This is a genomic window from Nocardioides sp. P4_G4, from assembly GCF_056401085.1.
This window is the reverse complement of the sequence record NZ_JBFUKA010000057.1, coordinates 15,369-30,836: the sequence shown is the minus strand read 5'-3', so window position 1 is coordinate 30,836 and position 15,468 is coordinate 15,369. Positions and strand designations below refer to the sequence as shown.

Below are 15,468 nucleotides of genomic sequence, written 5' to 3'. Positions count from 1 at the left end.
CGGGGAGTTCGTGGCGCTCCTGGGGCGCTCCGGCAGCGGCAAGTCCACGCTGCTGCGGGCCCTGGCCGGGCTGGACCGCGACGTGGCCGGCAGCGGCAGCATCTCGGTGCCCGACGACGTGTCGGTGGTCTTCCAGGACTCGCGGCTGCTGCCGTGGCGGCGGGTGCTGGACAACGTGGTGCTCGGGCTCGGCCGCCGCGGTGCGGCCGCCCGGGGCACCGAGGCGCTGGCCGAGGTCGGCCTCGCCGGCCGCGAGCGGGCCTGGCCCCACGAGCTGTCCGGTGGCGAGGCCCAACGCGCGGCGCTGGCCCGCTCGCTGGTGCGCGAGCCCCAGCTGCTGCTCGCCGACGAGCCCTTCGGGGCGCTCGACGCGCTGACCCGGATCAAGATGCACGTGCTGCTCCGCAAGCTCTGCGCGACCCACCGGCCCGCGGTGCTCCTGGTGACCCACGACGTCGACGAGGCGATCGTGCTGGCCGACCGGGTGATCGTGCTCGACGACGGCGTCGTGTCCTCGGACCTGCGCATCGAGCTGCCCGGCTCGCGCTCCCAGGCCGACCCGGCCTTCGCCGCCCTGCGCGCCCGGCTGCTGTCCGAGCTCGGGGTGGAGGACGACCACCACCTCCGCGTCGACGCCGTGAGGAGGGCCTCGTGACCCGACAGCCCGGACCCCGACAGCTGCGCCTCAACGCGTTCCTGATGGGCACCGGTCACCACGAGGCGTCGTGGCGGCTGCCCGAGAGCGACCCACGGGCCAACACCGACGTGCGGCACTTCGTCGAGCTGGCGCGCACCGCGGAGCGGGGGCTGATGGACTCGGTGTTCTTCGCCGACTCCCCCGCCCTCTTCGGCGAGGTGGGCCGGCGTCCCGCGGGCGCCCTCGAGCCGACGGTGCTGCTGACGGCGATGGCCATGGCGACCAGCCGGATCGGGCTCATCGCGACGGCGTCGACGTCGTACAACGACCCCTTCAACCTGGCTCGGCGCTTCGCGTCCCTCGACCACGTCAGCGGGGGTCGGGCGGGCTGGAACATCGTGACCACCGCGACCCTGGAGGCGGCCCGCAACTTCGGGCTCGACGAGCTGCCGTCGCACGCCGCCCGCTACCGCCGGGCCGACGAGTTCGTCGACGTGGCGGTCAAGCTCTGGGACAGCTGGGACGACRACGCCGTGCTCGCCGACAAGGAGTCCGGTGTGTGGGGCGACGCCGACCTGGTGCAGCCGATCCACCACACCGGCACCCACTTCCGGGTGGCCGGCCCGCTCAACCTGCCCCGGTCGCCCCAGGGCCGCCCGGTGCTCGTGCAGGCCGGGTCGTCGCAGGACGGTCGCGACTTCGCGGCACGGCACGCCGAGGCGATCTTCACCGCCCAGCAGACGCTGGCGGACGCCCAGGAGTTCTACGCCGACATCAAGGCCCGGGCGGCCACCTTCGGGCGCGACCCCGACCAGCTGCTGGTGCTGCCGGGGATCGTGCCGGCCATCGGCTCGACCGAGGCCGAGGCCCGGGCCCTGGAGGAGGAGCTCGACAGGCTCATCCAGCCCGACTACGCCCGCCGCCAGCTGGCCCGAACGCTGCGGGTGGCACCGGAACGGCTCACGCTGGACGAGCAGCTGCCCGACGACCTGCCCGCCGAGGACGACATCGAGGGCGCCAAGTCGCGCTACACCCTCATCGTGACGCTGGCCCGCCGTGAGCGGCTCACCGTCCGCGAGCTCATCGGCCGCCTCGGGGGCGGTCGCGGGCACCGCACCTTCAGCGGCACCCCCGAGCAGGTCGCCGACGCCATCGAGGAGTGGTTCACCAGCGGTGCCGCCGACGGCTTCAACGTGATGCCGCCGGCGCTACCGTCGGGACTCGAGGCCTTCGTCGACCACGTCGTACCGATCCTGCAGGCCCGCGGCCTGTTCCGGACGGCGTACGACGGCACGACGCTGCGCGAGCACTACGGCCTGGACCGGCCGACCGGCCAGCACTCCCCCACCAGAACCGGCCCCACCACCCGTCAGGAGATCGCATGACCTACCGCAACCTCGGCCGCACCGGCGTCCGGGTCAGCCCGCTGACCCTCGGCGCGATGATGTTCGGCGCCTGGGGCAACCCGGACCACGACGCGTCGGTCCGGATCATCCACCGCGCGCTCGACGCCGGGATCAACGTCATCGACACCGCCGACGTCTACGCCCGCGGCGAGTCGGAGGAGATCGTCGGCAAGGCGCTCAAGGGCCGGCGCGACGAGGTCGTGCTCGCCACCAAGTTCCACGGCTCCATGTCCGACGAGGACCCCAACATGGCGGGCAACTCGCGCCGCTGGATCACCCGCGCCGTCGAGGACTCGCTGCGGCGGCTCCAGACCGACCACATCGACCTCTACCAGGTGCACCGCCCGCGCCCGGAGGTCGACATCGACGACACCCTCGGTGCGTTGTCCGACCTCGTGCACGCCGGCAAGATCCGCTACATCGGTACGTCGACGTTCCTGCCCTCGCAGGTCGTCGAGGCCCAGTGGGTGGCCCGGGAGCGTCACCGCGAGCGCCCGGTCACCGAGCAGCCGCCCTACAGCATCCTGGCCCGTGAGGTGGAGCGCGACCTGCTGCCCACCGCGGAGAGGCACGGACTGGGGATCCTGCCCTGGTCGCCGCTGGCGGGCGGGTGGCTCTCCGGTCGCTACCGCCGGGGCGAGGACGCCTCGGTCGTCTCCTCGCGCGCCGCCCGGCAGCCGGCGCGCCACGACCCGTCGTCGCCGGAGAACCGGGCGAAGCTGGAGGCGGTGCACGCGCTGCAGGACCTGGCCGACCAGGCCGGGGTGTCGCTGATCCACCTGGCCCTCGGCTTCGTGCTCGCGCACCCGGCCGTGTCGTCGGCGATCATCGGCCCGCGCACGCTCGAGCAGCTGGAGTCGCAGCTGGGTGCGGACAAGATCGACCTGTCCGACGACGTGCTCGACCGCATCGACGAGATCGTGCCGCCCGGCACGACCCTCAACGAGGCCGACCGGGGTTACGCACCGCCGGCCCTCACCGAGGCCGCTCAGCGCCGGCGTCGCTGAACCTCGGCTCGTCCCGCAACGCCGACTGGCGGCGTACGACACGGATCCGCTGGATCCACCCGTCGTACGCCGCCAGTTGCGCGCGGGAGGCAGACCTCGCTCAGGCCTCGACCTTCTCGGCCCCGCGGCGCCAGCGGATGCCGGCCTCGAGGAAGGCGTCGATGTCGCCGTCGAAGACCGCCTGCGGGTTGCCGGACTCGTAGGAGGTCCGCAGGTCCTTGACGATCTGGTAGGGGTTGAGCACGTAGTTGCGCATCTGGTCGCCCCACGAGGCCTGGACGTCGCCACGGAGTCCGTCGAGGTGGGCCTTCTCCTCGGCCTTCTTGAGGGCGAGGAGCTTCGCCTTGAGCACCACCATGGCCGAGGCCTTGTTCTGCAGCTGTGACTTCTCGTTCTGGCAGCTCACGACGGTGCCGGTCGGGATGTGGGTCAGCCGCACCGCGGAGTCGGTCGTGTTGACCGACTGACCCCCGGGGCCGCCCGAGCGGTAGACGTCGACCCGGATCTCCTCGTCGGGGATCTCGATCTCGTCGGTCTGCTCGAGCACGGGCACGACCTCGACGGCGGCGAACGAGGTCTGGCGGCGGCCCTGGTTGTCGAAGGGGCTGATCCGCACGAGGCGGTGGGTGCCCGCCTCCACGGAGAGCGTGCCGTAGGCGTAGGGCGCGTGGATGGCGAAGGTGGCGGACTTGAGGCCGGCCTCCTCGGCGTAGGACGTCTCGTAGACCTCGACGGGGTACTTGTGCTGCTCGGCCCAGCGCATGTACATGCGCATCAGCGTCTCGGCGAAGTCGGCGGCGTCGACACCACCGGCACCCGACCGGATGCTGACCAGCGCCTCGCGGGCGTCGTACTCACCGTTGAGCAGGGTGCGGATCTCGAGGGACTCGACGGACTTCTTGATGCGGGCCAGCTCGCGCTCGGAGTCCTCGAGGCTGGCGGTGTCGCCCTCCTCCTGCGCCATCTCGACCATCAGCGCGAGGTCCTCGATGCGCGACTCGAGGCCGGTGAACTTGTCGAGCTCGCCCTGCAGGGCGGAGAGGCGGCCGGTGACCCGGGTGGCGCTCTCCACGTCGTCCCACAGGTCCGGGGCCGCGACCTGCTCGCTGAGGTCCGCGATCTCCCGGCGCATCCCGTCCAGGTCCAGGACCTGGCCGATGGTCTTCATGGTCGCCTGGAGCTGCTTGATCTCTGCTTCATAATCGGTGCTCGCCACAAGATCCCACACTACGGCGCGGGTGTGAGGAGTGTCGAAAGACAACCACTCCTGGGCTCACTTCGTGCAGAGGGCCTCCGGGGCCACGACCACCGGGTAGCTGGCCGCCGGGGCCGCGGTGGAGTAGAGGTCGTAGCGCAGCACCGAGGCGCCCGTGAGGTCGGTGGTGGACGCGACCACCTGGCCCACCGTGAGCACCTGGTCGTCCTTCGCGACGCCGTCCACGGCAAGCGTGATGCGGGACGAGGAGCCGGGGGCCGAGCTGTCGTGCATGGCGTACGTCGCGCGCAGGTCCGTGCAGCGGCCCTTCAGCGGGTACTCGACGTACGACGGCGCACCGCGGGTGAAGGGCTGGAAGGAGTAGGCGTAGGGCTGGCCGCCGATGACGGCGGTGCTGGACACGGCGATGTTCTCGTAGGCGCCCCGCGGTCGCTGGGCCAGCTTCTGCCATGCGTACGTCCGGACCTCGAGGGTCGCGCTGGTCCCCTTCCTCACGCCGCCGGAGCGGAGCTTGACCACGCGGTACCGGATGGTGCCGAAGGCACTGGGCTCGTCGGTGAGCAGGTAGGTGCCGTTGTGCTTGATCGTCGCCCGGGAGCTCACGACCCAGGACGTGGAGCCGGGTCGGCGCTGCTCGAGGAAGACCCTCTTGCCGGCGGCACGAGGCGTCACCTTGCCGCTGACCTTGACGACGACGCCCTCGCCGAGGGTGACGTCCTGCGTGTTGACCTTCGCGGTCACGCTGTAGGCCTTCGCCGGGCGAGGGCTGTCGGGAGCGGCGGCCCCGGAGGCGAGGGCGAGCGGGCCGGCGACCAGGGTCACGGCGGCGAGCAGGGCGGTGACGGTGCGGGCGGTGCGCTCCATGAGGTGCTCCCTTTGATGGTCCGGCCACCAGTATCGGACGACGCGGGCCCGCCGTCACGGGCCGCTAGACCTGTCTCTTCGGGGACGTTCGGCCGGCTGTCCCGTCCACCGGTCGACGCCCCGGCACGCCGGGAGCGACACCTACCCCCGTGGGTGGCGCTCCCGGCGTGGTCCTTCAGTCACTTCGTGCAGCGGACCTCGGGGGTCGCGACGACCGGGTAGCTGGCCGGGCTCGCGTTGGAGGCGAGCTCGTAGCGCAGCCGGAACGCACCCGTGAGGTTGGTCGTCGACTCGACCACCTGGCCCACCACGAGCACCTGGTCGATCGTGGGCACGCCGTCGACGGCGAGCGTGATCCGGGCCGAGGCGCCGGTGGCCGAGCTGTCGCTCAGCGCGTAGGTCGTTCGCAGGCCGGTACAGAGGCGTCCCAGCGTGTACTCGACGTACGACGGCGCACCACGGGTGAAGGGCTGGAAGGAGTACGGGTAGACCCGGGTGCCGATGAGTGCGGTGCTGGACACGGCGATGTTCTCGTTGGCGCCCCGGGGTCGCTGGGCGAGCTTCTGCCACGCATAGACCTGGACGTCGACGATCGCGCTGGTCCCCTTCTTCACACCGTCGGAGGCGGGCTTGACGACGCGGTACTGGCGCGTGCCGGGGACGCTGGGCTTGTCGGTGGCGACGAACGTGCCGTTGCGCTTGATCTTCACCTCCCCGCTGACGGACCACTTCTTGCGGCCGTCCAGGCGCTGCTGGAGGACGACCTTGTCGCCGGCGGCCCGCGGCGTCACCTTGCCGCGGACCTTGACGACGTCCTCCCCGACGGTGACAACCTGCTTGTTGGCCTTCGCCGTGACGGTGTACGCCGCGGGCTTGCGCGCGCTGTCGGGCGCGGCGTGGGCGGTGGTGGCCGCGAGGGCCATCGGGCTGGCGATCACGGCCGCGGCGGTGATCAGGGTGGTGAGACGGTTCATGGAGTGCTCCCCGTTGCTGTGGCGGCCCGGACCGGGCCTTGTTCGGATCCTAGGACTGTCGGCGCCGAGCCGCGCCCCTTACTTCGTGCAGCGCACCTCGGGGGTCGCGACGACCGGCCGGGAGACCGGCGAGGCGCTGGAGGTGAGCTCGTAGCGCAGGCGGAACGCGCCGGTCAGGTCGGTGGTGGACTCGACGACCTGGCCGACGGCCAGGCCCTGGTCGACCTTGGTCACGCCGTCGACGATGAGCCTCACGGCACCGGTGGCGCCGGACGCCGACGTGTCGTCGAGGGCGTACGTCGTGCGCAGGTCGGTGCACAGGCGACCGAGGGTGTACTCCACGTACGCCGCGGTGCCCGGAGTGGTGACCACGAGGCTCGGCCAGTACTCCCGGGTGCCGATGGTGGACGTGGTGAGGGTGTGGACGTTCTCCACGGCTCCGGGCGTCCGGCGTCCGAGCAGCTCCCACCGGTAGACCTCGACGGCGAGGACCTTGCTGGTCCCCTTCCTCACGCCGTCGGAGGCGGGCTTGAGCACGCGGTACTCACGCGTGCCGGCCACGCTGGGCTCGTCCTCGAGCAGGTAGGTGCCGTTGCGCTTGACCTTCCCCTTGCTGCTGACGGCCCACTTCGACCTGCCCTCCAGCCGCTGCTGGAGGACGACCTTGGCCCCCGCAGCCCGCGGCGAGACCTTGCCGCGGACCTTGACGACGTCCTCGCCGACGGTCACGACGTCCTTGTTCACCTTGGCCTTGACGGTGTACGCCGCCGCGCGGCGCTCGGTGGTGTCCGCGGCCTGTGCGGTGGTCGAGGCCAGGGCCAGAGGACCGGCGACCACGGCCGCCGCGGTGGCCAGCGTGGTGATGGTGGTGGTGATGCGGTGCATGCGGATCTCCCCGTGCTGTCTGTGGTGCCGACCGGACCTCGGTGCCCGGTCGGGCGTCGTTCGGCAGGGAGATGCGCGGGGTTCGGGAAAAGTTGCGGACACGGGCGCGCAGATGCCCCGGGCGGTGCGGGGTGTTGTCATGCTCGGTCCCGAGCACCGCCCGTTCCTCGCCTCCGGAAGGCACCCGTGTACCTGAGCGCAGTCATCGTCCCCCCGCTGGCGCAGCGGGAGGAGGTCGCGCGCCTGCTGGCCGACATCGGCGCACGCATGGAGGAGCCGGCAGCGGTGGCGCCTCGACGCAGGGCGTGGTCGCGGTCGCGTCCCGAGCCGTCGACGGCCGCGGTAGCCGGCCTCACCCCGCTGTCCGTGGGCGCGATGACCGTGCACGTGGCGCGGTTCGGCTTCGTGGAGCCGGAGGCAGCGGCGCGGCTGCGCGCCTCCCTCGAGCACGACGCCGCCGGCTGGGTGGCCCCGACGGTCCACCTCACCGGCGAGCCGCACATGGGCGGGCAGGACGAGCTGCTCCACCTCTCCCTCGCGGGTGAGGTCGACGGGCTCCGCGCCCTGTTCCGGGAGATCACCGAGTCCGCGCGCYGGGCCGGCTTCATGCTGGACCGCCGCTCCTTCGCGCCCCTGGTGCCCGTGTCGACGCTGGACGAGGCGGTCAGCGACGAGGCCCTGGCCACCCTGGTGGCCGGGCTGGAGGGCTTCGTCGGGACTCCGTGGCAGGTCGGGGTCGTCACCCTGGCCCGCCTCGGCTTCGGCCCGAGCGACAAGGAGCTGCAGGAGGTGGCCGCGATCCCGCTCGGCAAGGACGCCGGCTGATCCCGGCTCGTCCCAGCAGCGCGCGCTATCCGACGCACCTGTGCACGTTGGTCTCCGAGGTGTCGGCGGGACGAGTCGTGCCATCGGTGCCCAGGAGATTCACCCCAGCCAGCAGGACGGACCCCGTCGCGGTGCCGTAGCGGTAGAAGCAGTTGCTGCCGTCCTCGCGAGTGCGGACGAGCTTGCCGGACGTGCTCCAGGACAGGTCGAGCGACACTGAATCCGAGCTGTACGGGTCCTGGTCGCAGGCCCCGGTCGCGTACGCCGAGCAGCTGACCGGGACGGTCGTGACCAGATGGGCCGTGAGGTTGGACGACGTCTGCAGCATCCCATCGGTCGTCGAACCTTCGAGGGTGAGGACCGGCGACACGGAGTTCGGGTCATCACAGGTCTGCTCCTGGTCGAGGAAGAAGTAGGTGGTGGGCGTGCCTCCACTGGTCCGAGACTCCAGACTGATGCGGGTGTCGACACAGCCGTCCGTGAACTGCCACACCGCGGCAACGCCGGACCGTGACGTCGCGGCCGACGCCGGGGATGCCGACCCGGAGAGGAACACGGCGCACAACACGACGGCGGCCGCCGCCACGGCCCGAACGAGGCCGCGGTCCGGGGCGGGCGTGAGCAGATGGGTGTCCGAGTCCTGCCTCATGTTCACTCCTTCGTGACGACGTTCTGAGATGCCCTGTGACGAAGCGCAACGAGGATCCGCTACGACACGACGGTGCGCCTCGTGGCCAGGCATGGCGAAGAAGTCCTTGCGATGTCGCCACGATTGGTGATGCGCGGCAGGAGGCCCGTGTGGGACGCCGTCGCCGCAGATCGACCCGGGCTGGCGCCCCTCAGCCGGCGGGCTCGATCGTCACCGCCGCGCGCCCGGTGGCGGAGACCGTCGGCCGGCTCGGGGTGCCCGGCACCGTGAGCGGGAGCTCGAGGGGCGCGCTGAGGGTCACCGTGACCGCCCGCRCCACCGCGTCGACCCGGGCGACGACCACGATGTCCCCGTAGGTGTCGTAGGCCCCGACCCGCCGCAGGTAGTCCTGCACCGCGGTACGGACCGCCCGCTCGTCCTGGAGCAGCCGCTCGGCGGGCAGGCCCTCGGCGTACACGCCGGCGGAGCCGATGTCGGCGCCGTAGAGCGCGGCCCCGTCGGCCAGCGTGTCGAGCGACTGGCGCTGCATGAAGGCCGAGGACGCGTTGACGACGACCGCGAGGGCCAGGACGAGCACCCCCGCGAGGCCGACGATCAGCGGGATGGCCGAGCCCTGCTCAGCGCGCCTCACCGCTCCTCCCCCGCCTCGACGTACTGGCCGATCGGCACCGTGTGTCGGGCCTCGAGGCCGAAGCTGCGGCGCTCGGAGGCCAGGACCTCGGGCAGCAGCGGCATCTCGACGCGGGAGCGGATGACCACGGTGATCACGGCGGTGCCGGTGTGGCAGCTCGGGAGCCCGCCACACGTCACCTGCACGTCAGCGACCATCCCCTCGCTGCCCTGGTCGGCGAGCGTCCGGGTCGCGACCGCCCGGGCCCGCGCCGCGCCGGTGGCGTCGTCGGGGGCCAGCGCGAAGGCCCGCGCCGCGGCCCGGGCGGCACCGTTGACCGCGAAGGCGCCGCGCTGCACCTCGAAGACCGAGATGACGATCCAGGTGAGGGGGATGAAGAGCACCAGTCCCACCCAGCAGAACTCCACGAGGGCACTCCCTCGTTCGTCGCGCCGACTCACGGCGCCTCCTCACGGATGGCGTTGCCGCTCACCGAGAACTCGATCGCGATGCCGCCGAGGCCGAGGGTGGGGACGCGGGCGTCGATGCTGAGCTGGTACGCCGGCGCCCCGCCGATGGCGACCGGTTCGACGCGGATGGACTCGGCGTACTCCGGGGAGAGTGCCCCGATGATCTGCTCGCGGGCCCGGTCCACGCCGTCCTGCGGGGTGGCACCGGCGACCGCGGCGGCGCGGGCCCCCTCTGCGGCCGCCGAGGACAGGGTGTTGCGCACGTGCAGCACCAGTGCGAGCTGGAGCAGCCCGATGAACAGCGGCAGCAGGACGACGAGGACCATGACGAAGTCCACGACGGCCGAGCCGCGCTCCCCTCGGCGCCGGACGGTGCGCACGCCCCTAGTTGACCCGGCTGAACGCGGCGCTGAGCAGGTTCTTGAGGGGCTCCTCGGCGAAGGTGAAGATCGCGATGGCCAGGCCGATGGTCATCACGGTGACCATCACCCAGCCCGGTACGTCGCCGCGCTCGTCGCGTCGCGGAGCCGTGAAGGCCAGGTGGAGGCGGAGCAGGAGCTCTGCGACTGGTGTGTGCAGTGGTGTGTGCATCATCGGTTCCCCCGAGGGTGAGTGGGTTGGACGGGTCTGGTGGGTCACGGCACGACCACGCGCAGGCCGAGGGCGCCTGGGAAGAAGGCGAACAGGACGGTCACCGGCAGCACGAGGAAGACGACGGGCGCCATCATGAAGACCTCCTTGCGCGCGGCCGTCTCGATCAGCGCCCGGCGGCCCGCCTCGCGCACGTCGCCCGCCTGGGCGTGCAGCACGTCGGCCAGGGGCGTGCCGCGCTCGATGGAGACCGCGATGCCGGTGGCGAAGCGGGCGACCATCGAGACCCCCGTGCCGGCCGCCATCTGCTCGAAGGCCGTCGCCACCGGCGTGCCGGTGCGGATCCGGGCCAGCACGCCGGCCAGCTCGACGGAGAGCTCGCCGCCGCTGCGGCGTACGACCCGGTCGAGTGCGGCCACCGGACTCTCGCCCGCGGCGACGGCCAGCGCCAGCATCTCGGCGATGGCGGGGAACTCGAGGATCATCTGCCGCTCCCGCTCGATCGCCCGGGCCGAGAGCCGGTTGTCTCGCAGCAGCACGCCGGCCGCGAAGCCGAAGAGGCACAGGCCGAGGGCGACCACCGGGTTGACGCTTCCCGTGACCGAGCGCAGCAGCTGCCACCCGGCGCAGAGCGCAAAGCCTCCGAGACCCCACATCACCTGCTCGACACGGAACTCGTGGACGGTCTTGTCGAGTCCCGCCCGCACGAGGCGGCGGCGTACGGAGGCCTCGCCGCCGAGGACCCGCTCGACGCCGTCGGCGGCGGAGCGCAGGAACGGCCCGAAGATCCCGGCGGCCGCCACCGTCGGGGACGCCGAGGCCACCTTGAGGGCGGGGGTGCGGCCGACCTGCGGGAGGTCCCGGACGTACGGCGTGACGCGCAGCGCGAGCTGCGGGCGGCGGATCGCCAGCAACCGGACGACGACCAGCAGCAGCCCTCCGGCCGCCAGGGCCCCGAGGACCGCGCCCCACATGGTCAGCGTCATGCCAGGATCCGCCTCTCGACGGGCAGCCGGCCGATGCGCATCATCACGCGGTAGGCGACCACGCACAGGACGGCGCCGATGGTCAGGACCACCACGCCGGCGGGCGAGGAGAAGGCCTGGACCGAGCCGGTCTGGAAGGACATCAGCAGCAGCACGACCCATGGCGCCGAGACCGCCAGGCGGGCACCGTTGACGGTCCACGCCTGCCGCGACTCGAGCTCGGACCGGGTGCGGGCCTCGTCGCGTAGGTAGCCGGAGAGGTTGCGCAGCAGCCGACCGAGCTCCCCGCCACCGACCTCGCGCGCGATCCGCAGACCCTCGACGACCCGGTCACCGACGGGGTCGGCCAGCCGCACCTTGAGGAGGTCGAGCGACTCGTGGAAGCGGCCGGTCACCTGGTAGTCCAGGGCGAACGCCTCGAAGGCGTCCCGCAGGGCCTCGGGACCGTTGGTGCCCAGCGCGGCGAGGGCGTCCGGCAGCGACATCCCCGCGCGCACGGCGCTGGCCAGGTTGTCGACGGCGTCGGGCCAGACCTCGGCGAACTCCCGTTGGCGGCGGGCGGCGCGTTGTCGCAGCACCAGGACCGGCGCCCAGCCGGCCATCAGTGCGAAGACCACGGCGACCGGCACCGTGCGCGACACCGCCTGGATGACCACGAAGGCGACCGTGGTCAGCACGACGCAGAGCAGCACCAGGCTCGTGACTGACACGTCGCCCAGGCCGGAGCGCGCGAGCAGCTGCTCGGCCCGCGTGCCGCCCGGCCGCACGGCCCTCGGCGAGCGCGGGAGGTGGAACGCCGACCAGACGAGCAGCAGGCCGACCCCCACCCCGAGCCCGACGAGCGCGCCCATCAGCGACCGCCCGCCAGGATCTGGTGGACGTCGATGCTGATCCTTGCGAAGCGCTCCACCCGGGTCGGGGTGCCGGCGGCCCGGCGCAGCTCGCCGTCGCTGCGCTCGAAGAGGGGCTCGGTCTCGATGATGTCGTTCTCCACCCGGCCGGGGACGGAGACGATCTCGTTGACGCGGCGTACGCCGTGCTCGTCGATGCCGAGGTGGACGACGAGGTCGACCGAGCTGGCGACGGTGGGCACGACGAAGCGCGCCGAGATGTTCTCCCCCGCCAGCAGCGGCAGCGTGCACATCTTGACCAGCGCCTCGCGCGCGCTGTTGGCGTGCAGTGTGCACATGCCCGGCAGCCCGGCGTTGAGGGCGAGCAGCAGGTCGAGGCACTCCTCGGCCCGCACCTCCCCCACGATCACCCGGCTCGGCCGCATCCGCAGCGCCTCCTTGACCAGGTCGCGCAGCGCGATCTCGCCGGTCCCCTCGAGCCCGGCCTGACGGGTCTGCATCGGCACCCAGTCGGGATGGTTGAAGCGGAGCTCGAACACCTCCTCCGCCGAGATCACCCGGTCACCACCGGGGATCGCGGCGGCCAGGCAGTTGAGGAAGGTCGTCTTTCCGGCCTGGGTCCCGCCGGCGACCAGGATGTTGAGCCCCGCCCGGATCGAGGCGTCCAGGAAGGCCGCCGCCTGCGACGAGAGGCTGCCGAGCTCGACCAGGTCGCTCATTCGGCTCGCCCGCACCACGAACTTGCGGATGTTGACCGCGGAGAACCCCCGGCTGATGCCCTCGAGCACCACGTGCAGGCGGTGCCCCTCGGGGAGCATCGCGTCGACGAAGGGCTGGCTCAGGTCGATGCGCCGCCCGCTGGACTTGAGCATCCGCTCGACCAGCTCGCGCACCTGCGCCGGGCTGAGCATCAGGTTGGTGAGCTCGTGGCGACCCCTCCTGGCGATGAAGACCCGGCTGGGGTCGTTGATCCAGATCTCCTCGACCTCGGGGTCGTCGAGGAACGGCTGCAGCGGACCGAAGCCCGACACCCGGGCGATCAGCTCGCCGACGACCTTGTCTGGATCGGCGACCGGGACCACGGCACCGGTGAGGCTGCGCTCGTCGTGTCGGCGTACGACGTCCTCGGCGATGCGGCGCACGAGACCGGCGTCGCGCTGGGGGTCCACGCCGTCCGAGCGCACGCGCTCGCGCACCTGGCCGTCGAGCATCTCGACGAGCTCGCCGTGCGAGTCCTGTCGCGTCACAGTCACCGGAGGCCCCCGTCCCGAGTGGGTTTCTGCGCGCCAACCTACCCACGCTGGAGCGCCTCACACACGGGCGAAGGCAAAGCCTGTGGACAACCGTCAGCCGCGTCGTCCCGGCACGTGTCGCAACTGTCGGAACGACCCAGAAGATGCGGTCACACGCGTTGCGATTCGCCGCCACCGAGCGGATAGTCGATGTCAACCCCACGCGTCTGTTCGTCGACGCGACGGACAGGCACTCTCGCGGGGCGTCCGTCCGATCTGGAGCCTGTCATGTCCTCTTCCGCCCGTCTTGTCGCTGCCCTCGCCGTGACCGCATCCCTCGCACTGTCCACCCCGGCTCTGGCCGCGAACCACTCCGTGCCGTTCAGGTCGTCCGACGCCGGAGTCGCCGAGATCATCGGTGCGTCCGGCAACCTCATCCGCACCTCCGACAACGCCACCGGCCATGGCACCCACGTCGGCCGTTACACCCTCCAAGGCGCCGAGACCATCAACGTCGTCACCGGCGCCATCACCGATGGCGCGTTCACCATCACCGCCGCCGACGGCTCGACCCTGACCGGCACCTACAGCGGCCAGGCCCCACCAGACCTCAGCAGCTACGACGTCTCCGGCCCCGTCACCGGCGGCACGGGCCGCTTTGAGGGAGCCACCGGTTCCTTGACCTGGCACGGCACGTTCGATCCCGCGACCTCCGAGCTCTCGGACCGGGTGGTGGGCCGAGTGAGCTGGTGAGGCCATCTGCAGGACGACCGCGGCCGGCGACCGGGTCTCCCGCCGCGCGGCTGCCTCACTGGACGCAGGACGTGCCTGCGCACGTGGCCAGACTGTTCAACCGGGTGGTGAGCGAGGTGATCTGGGACGCCGGTGGATCGTTGGAGGTGACTCCGTCACCCAGGAGGTTCGTGAGCTCGCTGGGGTCCGAGGCCAGGTTGTAGTACTCGCGGAAGGTGACGGCGCCACTGGTGTTGTAGGTCTGGATGTACTTGGCGGTGCTGGTGCGCACCATCCTCCAGGTGGGCACGGTCCCGTTCGCCGAGTCCAGGTAGTACTCGGAGAACATCGTGGTGCGCGAGGAGGGCCCCAGCAGCGACTCACCGTCCAGTCGGGGTGCGTTGGCCGGGATGGTCACACCGGCGGCCTGGAGCATGGTGGGAAGCAGGTCCAGGTAGGACACGATCCGGGTGGCGTTCGTCCCCACAGCCACGTGACCTGGCCAGCGCAGCAGCAGCGGCACCCGCACGGAGGGTTCGTAGGGCACGAACTTGGAGTGGCGGCCGTGCTCACCCCACATGAGCCCGTTGTCGGAGGAGAAGATCACGAGGGTGTTGTCGAGGACCCCCAGGTCGGACAGYATCTGCATGGTGGCGCCGAACTCGTCGTCGGCGGTCATGATGGCCCGCAGGTTGCTCTCGCACAGCCTCTGGTTCTCGGCCGCGGTGTGGTTCTGGTTGCGCACATAGGGCGGCTTGTCGGCCCGGTCCGGCTCCGGCAGCCCCGCGCACGGACCGGTCGGGACCGAGGCGTACTTCGCCTCGGGAACGGCGAGCTTGGACACCGTTCCGTCCGGGTTGGTGACGTCGACCTCGTGCGGCGCCTGCGGCGTCTCGTACAGCAGGAACGGCTTGCCCTGACTGACCGACTGCTGGATGTACTCGCGACCACGCACTCCCAGGTAGGTGGTCGAGTAACCGGTTGCCTTCCTCGCGACGCCGTCGATCCTGACCTGCACGTTGCTGTAACCACCCCACATCACCGTCGAATGGGTGAAGCACGGGGGCAGGCTGGTCTTGGGCCAGGTCGTGAGGAACTTCCCGTCCACGTACGTCGAGTAGCCGGCGTTCTGCAGGTAGCACGCCATCGAGTGCGGATGGTCGAAGCTGGGGCCCTGCGACTGCAGTCGAACCCCGTTGTTGTGCGGGTAGCGACCGGTCATCAGCGAGGACCGCGACGGGCAGCAGGAGGGGTCCGCGACGAACGTCGTGCTGTAGCGGGTGCCGGTGGCCATCCACTGCCGCAGCTTCGGCATGACCTGCAGGGGGTCGACGCCGTCCGGGACCTTGTCGCGCAGATCGTCCAGGTTGTAGAAGAAGATGTTCGGCGCGGGTGCGGCCTGCGCCGCAGGAGCTGGTGCCACGAGCTGAAGCAGGGCGATCGCACAGATGACGGACAACCACTTGAATCGCATCGCTGGACTCCCCTCCACTGCCTCGGCGCCTCGGATCACACGCATCCGGACGCGCCAGT

The 15,468-nt window shown here is 71.5% G+C and carries 18 protein-coding genes; 5 read left to right on the top strand and 13 right to left on the bottom strand.

The window, feature by feature from the left end:
- The 3 genes from AC1DQF_RS14315 to AC1DQF_RS14305 all read left to right on the top strand — a co-directional run.
- The coding region (locus AC1DQF_RS14315; protein WP_477525891.1) for an ABC transporter ATP-binding protein at positions 1-655 on the top strand (655 nt) is incomplete at its 5' end.
- Entirely contained in the window at positions 652-2,022 is a 1,371-nt protein-coding gene (locus AC1DQF_RS14310; RefSeq protein WP_477525890.1) for an LLM class flavin-dependent oxidoreductase, read from the top strand. The genes AC1DQF_RS14315 and AC1DQF_RS14310, both read left to right, overlap by 4 nt.
- Positions 2,019-3,050, top strand: a complete 1,032-nt coding sequence (locus AC1DQF_RS14305) for an aldo/keto reductase (protein ID WP_477525889.1) — start codon at positions 2,019-2,021, stop codon at positions 3,048-3,050. Before AC1DQF_RS14310 ends, AC1DQF_RS14305 begins: the two co-directional genes overlap by 4 nt.
- A 100-nt stretch (positions 3,051-3,150) precedes the next feature.
- Here AC1DQF_RS14305 and prfB read toward each other — a convergent pair whose 3' ends face one another.
- The 4 genes from prfB to AC1DQF_RS14285 form a co-directional block, all read right to left on the bottom strand.
- The gene (prfB, locus tag AC1DQF_RS14300; RefSeq protein ID WP_477525888.1) at positions 3,151-4,266 is read right to left on the bottom strand and encodes a peptide chain release factor 2; all 1,116 of its coding nucleotides are present in this window, start codon (positions 4,264-4,266) and stop codon (positions 3,151-3,153) included.
- A 57-nt stretch (positions 4,267-4,323) separates the two neighbouring features.
- The gene (locus AC1DQF_RS14295; protein ID WP_477525887.1) at positions 4,324-5,130 is read right to left on the bottom strand and encodes a hypothetical protein; all 807 of its coding nucleotides are present in this window, start codon (positions 5,128-5,130) and stop codon (positions 4,324-4,326) included.
- Between the two features lie 179 nt (positions 5,131-5,309).
- Positions 5,310-6,104 carry a hypothetical protein gene (locus AC1DQF_RS14290; protein WP_477525886.1) on the bottom strand — a complete coding sequence of 265 codons (795 nt, stop codon included), beginning with the start codon at positions 6,102-6,104 and terminating at the stop codon, positions 5,310-5,312.
- 78 nt (positions 6,105-6,182) lie between these two features.
- Positions 6,183-6,989 carry a hypothetical protein gene (locus tag AC1DQF_RS14285; RefSeq protein WP_477525885.1) on the bottom strand — a complete coding sequence of 269 codons (807 nt, stop codon included), beginning with the start codon at positions 6,987-6,989 and terminating at the stop codon, positions 6,183-6,185.
- 186 nt (positions 6,990-7,175) lie between these two features.
- Here AC1DQF_RS14285 and AC1DQF_RS14280 point away from each other — a divergent pair, with 186 nt between their 5' ends.
- Entirely contained in the window at positions 7,176-7,814 is a 639-nt protein-coding gene (locus tag AC1DQF_RS14280; protein WP_477525884.1) for a 2'-5' RNA ligase family protein, read from the top strand.
- A 25-nt stretch (positions 7,815-7,839) separates the two neighbouring features.
- Here AC1DQF_RS14280 and AC1DQF_RS14275 read toward each other — a convergent pair whose 3' ends face one another.
- From AC1DQF_RS14275 to AC1DQF_RS14240, 8 genes are all read right to left on the bottom strand, one after another.
- A complete protein-coding gene (locus tag AC1DQF_RS14275; RefSeq protein ID WP_477525883.1) occupies positions 7,840-8,463 on the bottom strand; it encodes a hypothetical protein in 624 nt (207 codons plus the stop codon).
- 190 nt (positions 8,464-8,653) lie between these two features.
- The gene (locus tag AC1DQF_RS14270; protein ID WP_477525882.1) at positions 8,654-9,094 is read right to left on the bottom strand and encodes a pilus assembly protein TadG-related protein; all 441 of its coding nucleotides are present in this window, start codon (positions 9,092-9,094) and stop codon (positions 8,654-8,656) included.
- Complete coding sequence (locus AC1DQF_RS14265; RefSeq protein WP_477525881.1) at positions 9,091-9,534, bottom strand: hypothetical protein; 444 nt, start codon at positions 9,532-9,534, stop codon at positions 9,091-9,093. Before AC1DQF_RS14265 ends, AC1DQF_RS14270 begins: the two co-directional genes overlap by 4 nt.
- Entirely contained in the window at positions 9,531-9,923 is a 393-nt protein-coding gene (locus AC1DQF_RS14260) for a TadE/TadG family type IV pilus assembly protein (RefSeq protein WP_477525880.1), read from the bottom strand. Before AC1DQF_RS14260 ends, AC1DQF_RS14265 begins: the two co-directional genes overlap by 4 nt.
- 4 nt (positions 9,924-9,927) lie before the next feature.
- Entirely contained in the window at positions 9,928-10,137 is a 210-nt protein-coding gene (locus AC1DQF_RS14255) for a hypothetical protein (RefSeq protein ID WP_477525879.1), read from the bottom strand.
- A 41-nt stretch (positions 10,138-10,178) separates the two neighbouring features.
- A complete protein-coding gene (locus tag AC1DQF_RS14250) occupies positions 10,179-11,120 on the bottom strand; it encodes a type II secretion system F family protein (RefSeq protein WP_477525878.1) in 942 nt (313 codons plus the stop codon).
- Positions 11,117-11,971, bottom strand: a complete 855-nt coding sequence (locus AC1DQF_RS14245) for a type II secretion system F family protein (protein ID WP_477525877.1) — start codon at positions 11,969-11,971, stop codon at positions 11,117-11,119. The genes AC1DQF_RS14250 and AC1DQF_RS14245 overlap by 4 nt, the downstream gene beginning before the upstream one ends.
- On the bottom strand, positions 11,971-13,224 hold the full coding sequence (locus AC1DQF_RS14240; RefSeq protein ID WP_477525876.1) for a CpaF family protein: 1,254 nt from the start codon (positions 13,222-13,224) through the stop codon (positions 11,971-11,973). Before AC1DQF_RS14240 ends, AC1DQF_RS14245 begins: the two co-directional genes overlap by 1 nt.
- Positions 13,225-13,491: 267 nt before the next feature.
- Here AC1DQF_RS14240 and AC1DQF_RS14235 point away from each other — a divergent pair, with 267 nt between their 5' ends.
- On the top strand, positions 13,492-13,956 hold the full coding sequence (locus AC1DQF_RS14235; protein WP_477525875.1) for a hypothetical protein: 465 nt from the start codon (positions 13,492-13,494) through the stop codon (positions 13,954-13,956).
- A 55-nt stretch (positions 13,957-14,011) separates the two neighbouring features.
- On the opposite strand, the gene AC1DQF_RS14230 is transcribed toward AC1DQF_RS14235, so the two are convergent.
- Positions 14,012-15,409: a sulfatase-like hydrolase/transferase gene (locus AC1DQF_RS14230; RefSeq protein WP_477525874.1), complete on the bottom strand. Its 1,398-nt coding sequence runs from the start codon at positions 15,407-15,409 to the stop codon at positions 14,012-14,014.
- Positions 15,410-15,468 lie beyond the last annotated feature (59 nt).